Genomic DNA, 13,107 nt, shown 5'->3' on the forward strand with positions numbered 1-13,107 from the left:
CGAATTGTGATCACTTCACCAGATCTGCGATGTAAAAACTTCCGTAGGTGTTCACTCGATCGATTGGATGCAGTCGCTCAGCGAGCGGGCGATCGTATTTCAAAAGATCTCCCAACGTGCAAGTCGTTCCATTGACTTCGACTTCGATCGGGTCAACGAAATCGACATTCAGGCTGGCACTTCTCCAAATCACCTTGGCACCTTCGCCCGCACGATTGACGATCGCCTGCCATTCTTCTGCGAGGATGTCTTTTCGGTTGTGATAGAGCCAGTCCATGTGATCCAGAAGAATGAATTTTGTGACGGGTTTGGAGTGGCCGTCCAGGAATCCGAGCAATGAGTCGGTATGCGTTGAAACATTCTCGACAACGCCCTGTTTGAGCGACTCGAAGTTTTCCTTCTTCAGATACTCCGGACAACAGTCTCGTGTGTATTCGCCCGTCAAGTAGACGCGCCAGAAGTAGTTGTCCTGCAGTGGCAGCTTAGCGAAAACAGTTTCGATTCGATCGACAATAAACTGTGCGATTCCGCCTGGGTATTCCTGATCGAGCTGTTGTCGCTGGCTTCGAGGAACGCCGAGCATCGCCATCGTTGTATCTCGTCCCAACAGCCAGCGAATCATGGGGCGGAACAGCGTCTCTTTCAGATTGTCCTCGTAGAAAATTTCCTGTTGCTCTTCGAGCGTCTTCGCAGCCATCAGCTTATTGACTGCATCGCGCAACTTCGCATTTCGACCGACATAGCCTTTCACGATCCATGCGAACAGACCGGACGTTCCGCGAAAATAGAAACTTGGACGTCGCCGCGATCCGGTGAAGAAGTTTCCGTGCCGATCCCAAAACTTTTGTGACTGTTCAGGAAGTTCGTCGCGAAGCTGCTTCCGGTAAACCTCGTCCCAGTCGGCGAGTCGGCCGTGACCGAAGAGGTCGAAGAACTGCTCGAACTCAAGTTTCTTGATTGCCGCCTGCTTGAGTTGCAACAACGCATTCTGTCGGAAATTCATGTCAACAGCATAGACATGATTGACTCCCGCGAGAGCATAATCGAGCGCATTGCATCCGGCTGAGGTGATCACAACGACTTCGTCGTCTGCATTGAATTGCAATGCTTCACGATCCAGTCGAGGATCTTCCCAGCACTGATTGTAAACCAGATTCCTGCCATGAATCAGGTTAAAGGCAGTCCGGCTAATTCGTTCCAACGGCATGCGGCGTACTCTCAGATCTGCTGATTCATGCAGTTGCAAAACCGATCCCATCACCGATTTCTGGATTCGGCGACCTCTGGTCTTGCGATCATTGTTGACAGGTCATCTCAAGATCGCAACTCAAAATCTACCAAGAGGTTAAGGAAGGTTGCGACCGGCCTCAACGGGTTGAAAACGCATGTCATCCCGATGAGGCGCAAGATCGTACATAAATCGCGCACAGATCAACAGCGACCGTCACAGACATCCGCGAAGGATAATCAGGCTCCTGAAATCGCGTTCGCACTCTCGTTGCAAGACACACAAATTCCCAAGATGACGCGGACCTCAGCGCGTCGTCTTGCAGATTCGGCGAACTCGAATTGGTGGAGTTTTCAGTCTCCGTAGACGAACTGCCCGAAATTGAGACGCCGATTCAAGCGATTGTGAGCATAGAGCCCATCAAGGATCAGTTCTGCGACAGCTGCTTCAACCTGGGAATTCATCTCCTCAGAAGGGACTTCCGGAGCGAGTTCTCGGGTGATCTGACGGACCTGATCGTGAAATCCTCGAACCTGACCGAGTTCGTTCAAAAACTGTTCAGCATCGAGGTCCGGGTCGAGTTTGACCTGATTTCCCGAATTGAAGAACTCAACGACATTGGAAAACCGCTTTGGAGACAGAGACTGATCGAAGACGTTTTTCACAGCTTCTTCGATTAGACGGAGAATGAGGATGTCTTCGTCCCCAGTATCTTCTGAAAGCCCGAGTTCGATCTTTCCTCGGGAACTGGCAGCCATCCAGTAGAGATCGCTGACTCGAGCGACGGCGAAAGAGTCTCCGTTTCTGAGTGCACGCTGTTCAGCATGGGAGACGATGGTCTCGAAGTTCGAAATCGACATTCGCACACTGACTCCCGATGCCTGATTGACATGTGGACTCGTCCGCGCGAGACGACTTGTTTCTTCCACAATTTCCTTGATGAAATGAGGAACGAAAACAGGGTGACCGTCTCGCTGGGTCCAGGCTTCCTCTTCCAGAATCTGAATTCCGAGTTCCCGCTCGAGCGGATAATGAGTTCGAACGACCGTTCCGATCCGATCCTTGAGTGGAGTCACGATGCGGCCCCGGTTCGTGTAGTCCTCCGGATTTGCTGAGAACACCATACAGATGTCCAGAGGCAATCGAACCGTGAACCCACGAATCTGGATGTCTCGTTCTTCAAGTACATTGAACAGCCCGACCTGAATTTTCGGCGACAGGTCGGGAAGTTCGTTCATACAAAAAATTCCGCGATGGGCTCGCGGAATCAGACCGAAGTGCATCACATCTTCACTCGAAAGATGGCGTCCTTCCGCATGTTTGATGAGGTCCACTTCTCCGATCAAATCGGCAATGGTGACATCAGGAGTCGCCAGTTTCTCGAGGTATCGATCTTCACGACCAACCCACACAACTGGCGTCTCATCGCCCCGCTCGTTGACCAGATCCCGAGAGTATTTCGAAAGTGGCGACATCGGATCATCGTGAATCTCCGAGCCTTCCACGACCGGAATTGCCTCGTCCAGAAACTGGTTCAGCATTCGTAACATCCGTGTTTTCCCCTGACCTCTGAGACCAAGGAAAAGCATGTCGTGCTTGGCGAGAATCCCGTTGACGACCTGAGGGATCACGGTTTCGTCGTAACCGAGAATTCCCGGAAAGAGTTCCTCACGATCTTTCAGTCGATGAATCAGATTTCGCCTCATCTCTGTTTTCACTGAAACAGGCTGATATCCGGATTCTTTCAGCTCTCCGAGGGTACTGGGACGATGCGACATAAAAAGATCCATTCCAGAAGGTTTGCAGGCCGTTCCTGCACGACAACACAGCATTGACTGAAGTTCGCAAGCGATCCGATTCTACGCAGCAGCCATCAGATGCCAATCTGTTCAGATTACGAATCGTCAGAATTGACGAATTCTTGACGCAATTCGTTGACCTAACGAACTGCCCGAACCTGCAACCTGACAAGCGTTTTGACGCATTCCCGGCCGCGCTGACAAACGATACTCGAAGGCATTCGCAACTTGCTGTCGATTTTCAGTCAACGAAAAAGAACTCATTCGACATGAGAAGCGCCTGCGAGAGAACCTCGAGAGAGTTGTCCTGAACGAATGAGTCCATCAGCGCCACTTCATCGTCGCTGGCCGATCGTGAAAGAGTGATCTCGACGAGTCTCCGGATCTGATCGCTCGGATTGTCGAACTCTTCGCGAACGCGGTTGGCCAATGAAGACGACATTTCCCGGACAAAGGTGGAATTCATACTGAACAATGACTGCTGCGGGACCGTCGTTTCCGTCCGACCGGGACTCGACGAGTTCGGGGTGGGGAAATCGAAAGTTCTCAGCAATCCGGAAGGGTTATTTCGATCAATGAGGCCATAGACCGTTCGACGATTCGTGAACGGTTCTGTCTCAAGATTAACGGGCCTCCCGCCCATCGTGCGATCGAGACGACCTGCAACTGCGAGCATCGAATCACGCATCGCTTCGAAATCGAGACGCTGCCGATTCTGCCGCCAGTAGAATGTGTTTTCCGGATCGATTTGACGCGCATCCGGACGATCAATGCTCTGCTGTTTCCACGCTTCACTTGAAAGGATCTCGCGGTGCAACCCTTTCAGCGACCAATCGTGCTGATTCACCAAACTCCAGGCAAGGTAATCGAGCAACTCTCTTTGAAGCGGCTCTTCCGTCTGTAATCCGAAGTCTGAAGTCGATGCCACAAGCGGCGTTCCGAAATGAGCCATCCAGAGACGATTCACAAGGACCCGCGCCGTCAACGGGTTGTCGGGAGAGACAATTAAATCGGCGAGTTCCCGGCGTCCACTTGAGTTTTGATAAACGCTCTCCGGATCGGAATTGAGCAGATGCGGCGGACGGCGCGGAACTTTGTCACCTCGCCGCCCCGGATTTCCACGCACAAACACAACGGGCTCGACTAGGCTCTCCTTATCGAAAAGGACCATCGATCGGGCGGGCGCGTTCGGGGATGTCACGTGCCAGTCTTCAACTTCTTTTCGCAGCGCAGTCAGACGAGTTCGCTGATCCCGTTCAAACAACGGAGAATTTTCACTCGGCGCAAGATCGGTTAACGAATCCGGTCCGTAAAGAATCCGTCGAACCTGTTCCCGTCCGTCATCAGGCAAACGACCAACTTCCGGATTCTCTGCCTGAAGCTGTTTCCACTCATCACGAACTGATGAAAAGACCCGAGTGTAAGCGTTCACGATTCCCATGAGTGAATGGGCCGAATCGGTCTTGAGTTCATCGAGAACGACCTTGGGAATTTCTGGATTCTGCGCAAGCTCTTCCGCGACCTTTTGAAACTCTTCCGGACTGGCATTCTGTTTGACCAGTTCCAGCATCCGGGCTCCGGGAATGAAGACGGGATTGTTCTCCTTCAGCTTCCTGTCAAGCAGTAATTGCCAGCGTGCGACAAGTTTCGCTCGAGGAGTACCATGCTCGGGCGACAGTTCATGAGCTTCCGGGATGAGGCCCAACTTCTTCAATGCTTCCGGAAAGTAATCTTCGACCTGATCGCACAGCTGAGCCAGAAGAGCAGCATGTGTTTCGTGAGCGTAGTCGACAACAGCCTGTTCGCGTTTTTTCAGTTCCTCGGCAAATTCCTGATAGCCCGGAGCAGCTGTATCGAGTTCTCCTCGAAGCGGGGGAATCTCCGGCTCGTAACAACTTGCGAAGACACCGTACAACGAATAGTAATCCGCAGCGGGAAGCGGATCGAATTTGTGATCGTGACACCGGGCACATCCGAGTGTCATTCCCATCAATCCACGCGTCACAACATCGATGCGATCATCGATGATGTCGGGCTCGCGATTCAGAAATCGTGGACCGATTGTCAAGAAACCAAGTGCTGCCAACCGGGGATCGTTCTCTTCATACCCGAGTTGATCGGCAGCGAGTTGCTCACGAATGAAGTCGTCGTACGGAACGTCTTGCTGAAGCGCGTTGATCACATAATCGCGATAGGTGTACGAATACGGATAGAACCGATTCTGCGTGAAAACATAGCCTTTGGTATCTGCATAGCGGGCCAGATCGAGCCAGTGCCGCCCCCAGCGTTCTCCGTAAGCGGGATCTTCAAGGAAGCGTGAAATCAGTTTTTCGTACGCATCCGAAGACTGATCGTTCTCGAACTGACGGACCTCTTCGATTGTGGGAGGAAGCCCGCGAAGATCGAAGGAGAGCCGCCGAATAAGTTTCGATCGACTCGCCTGCGGACTGAATGCGAGCCCCTTCTCTGACATCTTGTCGAGAAGAATCTGATCGATCGGCGTTTTCTGACCTGCATCGACTGCCTTCAACACTTCTGACATCTCGACCGGCTGGTAAGCCCAATGCGATTCTCGAATCCGCTGGTAATCGATATCTCCACTTTCGGTGAAGAACAGCTTCCCTTTTGATTCCGCGTGTTCCGCTGGAGCATCTTCTGGCCAGTAGGCTCCTGAATCGATCCACCGCTTCAAAATCTCAAGCTGTTCGCTCTTCAGTGGGCCTTTCGGCGGCATCTGAATGTCGAACTCATCGTATTGCAGAACCTGCCACAATCGGCTTTCGCTCACGTTCTCCGGAACAACAATTTTCCCAGCTGAACCATCTTCGAAAACGAATTCACGTCGATCCAGCCGCAGACCACCTTGCTGCTTCTTGTCGTTATGACATTCGAAGCAATGCTCCGCCAGAAGCGGGCGAACCTTCGATTCGAAGAAAACTTCCTGCTCTTCCGACGCCAGCACTGGTGAAATGCCAATACCGAAAAGGAGAGCCAGAGAAGGTATAAGTCGAGCTGAAAACACCATGGAGACACGTGAGGTAGGGACATTGGGGTAGGAACTGGAATTATAGCACGTTCCCCCGAACAAAGTTCAAGGTCACCACAACGAATTCACCGAGGCGACGACTCCGTTACCGACAACTCTTCCGGTTAACCTGTTCGACACATCGAAACGGAGGGCTGATGTGCCAAGTCAGTTGTTTCGATGCCATTCAATCGAGACACTGGTCCGCCCAGAGATCGTACATTCACTCAGCATTTACTCGATCGATGAATCGGACGAGCCCGCAATTCAATCCCAAAGCGAATCAGCCTCATGCACCTAGACCTCAAGTGCTCACTGACCGGTGAAAGTTATCCTGTGGATCAGCTCCAGAACTTGAGCGCACAGGGCAAGCCGCTTCTTGCAGAGTATGACCTCGATGCGATCAAAGAAACGATGACTCCGCAGGCAGTGCGAGCCCGGAACATTCGATCGATGTGGAAATTCTGGGAACTCATGCCCGTCGATTCTCCGGAAGAAGCGGTCTCACTCGGCGAAGGCTGCACCCCATTGCTTCAAGCGAATCGTGTCGGTCCATTTGAACCGTTCGAAAATCTCTTTGTGAAAGACGAATCGTTCAATCCGACAGGAAGCTTTAAAGCGAGAGGAATGTCAGCAGCGGTGACTCGCGCAAAAGCGCTGGGAGTGAAAGCAATCGCCCTCCCCTCTGCCGGGAACGCGGCGGGTGCTGCAACGTATTATGCGGCCCGGGCAGGTCTCGAATGCCATCTCTTTGTTCCGGAAGACACTCCGCCTGCGAACATCGTCGAATCAAAACTCGGCGGGGCTAACATCTATCTGGTGAATGGATTGATCAGCGATTGCGGTCGCCTCTGCCGCGAGGCTTGCGATCAGTTCGGATGGTTCGATCTTTCGACACTGAAGGAACCGTTTCGTGTCGAAGGGAAAAAGACCATGGGTTACGAACTCGCTTTCGATCTTGCCGATCACTTCGGCACTGAAACCCTCCAGTTGCCTGATGTCATCTTCTATCCAACCGGAGGAGGAACCGGGTTGATCGGAATATGGAAAGCCTTCGACGAAGTGGAAGCTCTCGGCTGGATCGGAAGTGCCCGTCCCAAAATGGTCGCCGTTCAAGCCGACGGATGCTCTCCGATCGTGAAAGCTTACCTCGAGGGAGCAGACTCCGCCCCACTGTTTCCGAACGCAGCCACGTGTGCATCCGGACTTCGAGTCCCCGTCGCTGTTGGCGATTTTCTGATGTTGGACGCCATCCGAAAGTCCTCCGGAACGGCCATTTCGGTTTCGGATCAGAAACTGATGCAGGGAACAGAAGAGATTTGCCGCTGGCAAGGAATCTCAGCATGCCCCGAAGGAGGAGCAGTCTGGAAAGCTGCCGAACAACTGATGTCTGATGGCTGGCTCTCCCCGGAAGAGACGATCGTCTTATTCAACACCGGAACCGGATTGAAGTACAACCATCTTTTCAAAAGCGATGACATTCCCCGCATCGACCACGAAGGCGAAAACTGGATGAAGATCCTCGAACAACAATCATAGTTGAGTTCGACGATCATTCCCGTTCTTGCAAACGTTCCGGCGCGTCTCCTTCTCTACTTCTGTGGAGGTTGCGTCAAACGCTGGCCGTTGGACGTCAGAATTTGAAAGTGATGAATTCCAACTTTCTGTCCATCTGAATATGTCCAAACAACGTCTTTTGCGGGAGTCACTTCGAACATCTTTGGTGCTTGCGGATCAACACGTCCGCCGGCATAGCTCGTAATGACGATATTGCCATTGGGAAGAACTTGAGAGCCGCAAGGATCCTGAAGCCAGTCACCGGGAAGATCTTCGTTTGTTAATGTCCACACAACCTTCCCAGCTGCGTCAAAATCAATCACACGGTTTCCGTGAGTGCAACAAACGAGCGTGTTGCCATCACCATGACGAATCGCTGTGAACGGCCAAGTGTGAATCTCATGCTCAGAATCGCCCGGAACAGTGGTATCGAAAGTCGACAAAACTTTTCCGTCGCTGTCGTAGTGGAAAACAGCAAAGTTCAGCAGATGAGGTGCGAGATATGTCCCGTCGGGAAGCTTGCGCGCCATTCGGGTCTGCATGTGATGATTTTTCTTCTGACAGGCCAGCGGGAATTCCACGAGCACTTCACCTTCAGCATCGACCTCAAGTAAACGCGGGCTGATTCCTGCTTCTGTGATAACAAACGTCCCGTTGGATGTCGGTTGAGCGCTATTCACTTCACTCTGCGTCCCCTTCCAAACGAGAGTTTCTTTCCCGTCAGAAGAGATGCGAACAACGGCCCCGCCTCCGTATCGTTTTGACTTATTCAATGTCAAAATGATCGTTCCATCCTCGAGCACATACCCATCTCGCGTCGCAGAAGGGTAAGTCCAACTCATCTTCCCCTGATCATCCATGATGTACGTCTTCTGACCGCACGCGAGAAAACTATGGGTGACATCCTCAGCACTCAGAGTGTTCCAACTCAGGGAGAAAACCAAGGTCGTGAGAAGCAGTGAATATTTCATGAGTTCACAATCTGTTGTTTCGGCTCTTAAGCAAGCTGTTCAATTCTGTGCGCTCACTCGAACCATCGGATGATTCGTTAATATATGTGTGTATATACAGGTGTCATCAAGACGCAGCGAAACATGAGTCGACGCTCAAGTCCTCCTGCCGATTCGAGAAACTGCTCTGTTCATCTCTCCTGTGGATCGACAAGTTTGATTTCCTTTTGATCATGACCAGTCACCCGCACGTCCCCGAGTTCCGCGCGAATTAAGTCAGCCTGTTTCTGCAAACGGGCGACCATTTCGGGATACTGACTGGCGACGTTTTCCTTTTCGCCGAGATCGTTTTCGAGATCAAACAGTTGCAGTTCATCAAGTGCCACGAACCCTTTATATTTACCTGGCTTCTTCGACCAGAATGGCTGATCATTCGCCGAACGCGGCAAGTGCAGCTTCCACTTCCCTTCCCGCACCGCCTGTAAGTTCGTCCCGTTATAATAATAAAGAAACTGATGCTGCGATTCGGATTGCTCCCCTTTGAGAATCGAGAGAATGTGTTTCCCATCAATCTTTCGATCAGAAGGAAGAGCGACTCCTGCCAGCGTGCAGAACTGCGGCAGCAGATCCATACTGGTGAGTGTGACATCCGAGACTTGATGAGGCGGAACCGTCCCCGGCCAATAGAAAATCCCGGGAACGCGGTGCCCCCCTTCCATTGTGCAATACTTCCCGCCGTTCAATCCTCCTGTCGAACCCACTCTCGTCGGACCGTTGTCCGAAGTAAACACGACAAAGGTTTTCTCTGAAAGCCCCGCGTCCTGGACCGCATCGATAATGCGACCGGTGCTGTGATCTAACTCTCGAATGAAGTCACCATACTTCCCCTTCCCGGACGTTCCAACGAACTCCTTACTTGGAAGCAACGGGGAATGAACAATATGGTGCGACACATAAATCAGGAATGGATCGTCTTGATTCCGATGAATAAAATCGACCACTTCGTTCGTGTAGATGTTTGTTAACTCTTCGCACGGAATCTTCTTCCGCTCGACCTGCTTTCCCCGGTAAAGCGTATCGAAGTTCGGCCCGCGAGACTTTCCATAATTGCTCGGAATCCCCAGATGCTCATCGAATCCAGCATCGATAGGATGAGAGCCTTCGACTTCCATTCCCAAATGCCACTTCCCCACCATGAGGGACCGATACCCCGCAGGTTTGAGCAGTTCGGGAATCGTAATCTCATCGGAAGCGAGACCATAATCCTGATATTTCGATCCCGTTCTCTCGAAGCGTGCCACTGGAATTCCGCAACGCATTGGATAGCGACCTGTGAGCAAAGCTGCACGTGACGGGCTGCAAACATTCGCAGGAACGAAGAAATCTGTGCTGCGAAATCCGCCGTCTGCAAGTGCATCGATCCGAGGTGTCTCGATGCCATCGGGGTCATAACAGCTGAGATCGCCGTAACCGAGGTCGTCTGCAAAGATGACGATGAAGTTGGGCTTTTCGTCGGCGATAATTACCGAGACCATTCCCAAACACGCCAACATCGCCACGAATCGAAACATCATGGCGGCCTGATTACTAATTAAATGCAACATAAACTAATCCAATCAGAATCTCGACATTCTGGACGACATCACGACGCCGGCTTTTTCGCTTTCGGCTTCGATGTATTTCGGGCTCGCGATTTCGGAACCGGAGGGGTTGACGGCCGCTCTTCGAGTGTATCAAAGAATCGCATGTTCTTTCCGACACGATCAAAGTCGCCAAGGTCTTCCCGCATCTCTTGCGCGAGTGTGAGCAAGCGTTCAACGACTTGCGGACTCATCTCAGATACATCTGTCGTTTCGCCCGGATCATTCTCTAGATCGACGAGGAATGGTTTCTCGAATCCGACTCGATCAGCGGGTCCAATGTGATTATTGCGACTGAATGGAGCGACACCAACGGGTTCTTTCTCACGGGGTAAATGAAGCTTCCACTTCCCTTGCCGAACTGCCTGGAGATGAACCCGCAGATAATAAAAGAATGCTTTGTCCGGATCAGCTTTGTCGAAGTCCCCGTGAAAAAGATGACGAATGTCCTCGCCATCGATCACACGATCAGCTGGAACTTCCGCCTGCGCCAAGGCTGCAAAGGTTGGAAAGATGTCCATCGTCGTTGCGATCGCATCGCATGTCGTGTCCGGTGGAACCCGTCCAGGTCCCCAGAGAATCGCAGGAACCAGCACTCCCCCTTCGAATGACGAGACTTTTCCACTCCGCAGGATGCCTGCCGATCCACCATGGTCACGAGGAAGCCGACCGTCAGCGAAGTTCTTATTCTTACTTAACCACGGACCATTATCACTCGTGAACAGCACATAAGTCGTGCCAGCCAATTTCAGTTCTTCGATCGTGTCGAGAATTCTGCCGACGTTGAAATCAATCTCTTCGATGACGTCCCCATACAGGCCGCGTTCACTTTTTCCGCGAAACTCGGCGGAGGCTTCGAGTCGTGTATGCGGCATCGTGTGAGGGAGATAAACGAAAAACGGACGGTTTTGATTTTCCTCGATAAATGTAATCGCTTCATCTGTATAACGTCGGGTCAACGTCGCCATGTTCGTTTCGGGCTCAATCAATTCTTCGTTGCGATAGAGATTGGCCACGCGATCGTTGCTGGTCGGAGTTCCGAAGAACAGATCAAAGCCCTGCCGAGTCGGAAGCAGATCGACAAAGAACCCCGACTGAGCATGTTTCGCCAAGTCCCATTTCCCGAAACAGGCGGTCGCATAGCCTTGAGCCTTGAGGACTTCAGCAATCGTAATTTCATCCTCATGCAAGATTGGATGAACCTGTTTGACATTTCCCCGCTCGGCCACTCGCATTGGATAGCATCCGGTCATCAAGGCTGCTCGCGAAGGACCGCAAATGGGCTGCGCGTAAAAGTTCGTAAACTTCATGCCCTGCCTGGCCATTGCATCGAGTCGCGGAGTTTTGAAACCCGTTGCTCCAAAACAGCCCACGTCTTCATAACCCTGATCGTCCGTAAAGATGACCACGAAATTCGGTCTGTCCGATGAAGAAGCCCATGTCCCGCTCAGACACAGCAAAACTAACAGAGCGCGTAAAACCATGACCGCTTCCCTCCGTCGCATCTCGACAAATGATTCAATCCAGAATAATGTATTTTTTGTATCGTCACTCGAACTGAGATGGCAACGCCGCCATCTTGAGCTCTCCAGATGGCGGCAATTTACTTCTCTCCAATGCAATACAAAACCTGATTGCTTCTTAAATAAATCCTTCCGTCCGCAACGGCGGGAGATGCGTTAAAGTCTGTCTTGTCACTGGAAATGACATTTCGGGCGATCGGTTCGAATTCAGGACCGGGAGGATAAACAACCGTCCCGCCGGTACGGCTCACCACATAGATATACTTGCCGATGAGTACCGGCGAGGCGTAAACTGGTCGGCCTCCACCAAGATCACCAACACGCTCCCGATAGATCAGACTTCCATCCTTGGCGGACGTGCAGTAAGCGATTCCCTGATCGTCGATCCAGTAGAGTCGGCCATCATAGAGCAGTGGCGTCGCAACATATGAGCTGTATCGACTCTCCCAGCGAGAGTGCGATTGAGTGACGTCGCCCTTCCCGCCTGCGTTGAGCGAAACACTCCCCGAGGATCGGTATCCTCCGAAAGTGTAAATCTCCCCGCCGTCTACGATGATCGAGGGACAAACATTCCCCGTCATTGGCGATTGTGCGAACCACTTCAGCTTGCCGGTCGACGGATTCAATGCCCAGACTTCTTCCGGAACGCTAATCACCAACTCAGCTTCTCCGCTTGCGATGGTCACCAGACGAGGAGTTCCGTAGGCAAGTTCCAACATGCCAGCTTCTTGTCTCCATAGCTCACTCCCGTCCGATTTATTCAGTGCAAGGATTGCTTTAGACTCTTCAGCAGCATTCACGATGAGGCTGTCTTCGAACAGCAGGAGACTCGCACCGGAACCCCACTGGCGGTTGCTGGACTCTTTGCCGACATCAACGCTCCAGACTTTCTCCCCGTCCAGTGTGATCGCGTGCACGCCACCTTTGCCAAGAAAAACGAACACGTGCTCCCCGTCAGAGACTGGTGTATTGCTAGCGTAACCGTGTTCGATGATGTATCCCTGATACGGGTCTTCCGAATAGTCAATCGGAAAATCAACGGACCAGAACTTCGCCCCAGTGTTCTTGTCGAAGCACAAAACTTCGCGTCGGGCTTCTCCGTCTCCTGCAACGTAGCACGTCACAATCACGCGATCCCCGACGATGATCGGGCTTGAAGAACCCGTTCCAGGCAAGTCCACATTCCAAATCAGGTTCGAAGACTCGCTCCATTCGACAGGAACAACATCAGAGCTGCGAGCCGTCCCGCCGTGACCGAGAAACTCTAGCCAGTCGCCTGCCAGCAACGGCGTCGATGCGCACAAAACCACAAGAGTCAGCAGCAGAGCACGATACATATTAAACTTCCTTACACGTCGGAACGAATGAGTATTAAATCAACTGCT

At 52.0% G+C, this 13,107-nt stretch carries 8 protein-coding genes; 1 reads left to right on the forward strand and 7 read right to left on the reverse strand.

Annotation, left to right across the window (positions count from 1 at the left end):
• Positions 1–10 precede the first annotated feature (10 nt).
• The 3 genes from KOR42_RS09440 to KOR42_RS09450 form a co-directional block, all read right to left on the reverse strand.
• Positions 11–1,207 (reverse strand): DUF3419 family protein, encoded by a 1,197-nt coding sequence (locus KOR42_RS09440; protein WP_146509115.1) that lies wholly within the window; start codon positions 1,205–1,207, stop codon positions 11–13.
• 374 nt (positions 1,208–1,581) lie between these two features.
• Entirely contained in the window at positions 1,582–3,006 is a 1,425-nt protein-coding gene (locus KOR42_RS09445) for a sigma 54-interacting transcriptional regulator (RefSeq protein WP_146509117.1), read from the reverse strand.
• Positions 3,007–3,268: 262 nt separating this feature from the next.
• Positions 3,269–6,052, reverse strand: coding sequence for a PSD1 and planctomycete cytochrome C domain-containing protein (locus KOR42_RS09450; protein ID WP_146509119.1), 2,784 nt, complete (start codon positions 6,050–6,052; stop codon positions 3,269–3,271).
• 291 nt (positions 6,053–6,343) lie between these two features.
• On the opposite strand from KOR42_RS09450, the gene KOR42_RS09455 reads away from it, so the two are divergent.
• Complete coding sequence (locus tag KOR42_RS09455; RefSeq protein ID WP_197441013.1) at positions 6,344–7,591, forward strand: threonine synthase; 1,248 nt, start codon at positions 6,344–6,346, stop codon at positions 7,589–7,591.
• A gap of 53 nt (positions 7,592–7,644) precedes the next feature.
• Here the strand turns inward: KOR42_RS09455 and KOR42_RS09460 are convergent, their stop codons facing one another.
• From KOR42_RS09460 to KOR42_RS09475, 4 genes are all read right to left on the reverse strand, one after another.
• On the reverse strand, positions 7,645–8,580 hold the full coding sequence (locus KOR42_RS09460) for a beta-propeller domain-containing protein (protein ID WP_146509123.1): 936 nt from the start codon (positions 8,578–8,580) through the stop codon (positions 7,645–7,647).
• A 170-nt stretch (positions 8,581–8,750) separates the two neighbouring features.
• On the reverse strand, positions 8,751–10,133 hold the full coding sequence (locus tag KOR42_RS09465) for a sulfatase family protein (RefSeq protein ID WP_146510054.1): 1,383 nt from the start codon (positions 10,131–10,133) through the stop codon (positions 8,751–8,753).
• A gap of 68 nt (positions 10,134–10,201) precedes the next feature.
• The gene (locus tag KOR42_RS09470) at positions 10,202–11,683 is read right to left on the reverse strand and encodes a sulfatase family protein (protein WP_146509125.1); all 1,482 of its coding nucleotides are present in this window, start codon (positions 11,681–11,683) and stop codon (positions 10,202–10,204) included.
• A 119-nt stretch (positions 11,684–11,802) separates the two neighbouring features.
• Positions 11,803–13,059, reverse strand: coding sequence for an outer membrane protein assembly factor BamB family protein (locus tag KOR42_RS09475; protein WP_146509126.1), 1,257 nt, complete (start codon positions 13,057–13,059; stop codon positions 11,803–11,805).
• Positions 13,060–13,107: the final 48 nt, after the last annotated feature.

The organism is Thalassoglobus neptunius (genome assembly GCF_007859735.1).
In the GTDB taxonomy this organism is placed as follows: domain Bacteria; phylum Planctomycetota; class Planctomycetia; order Planctomycetales; family Planctomycetaceae; genus Thalassoglobus; species Thalassoglobus neptunius.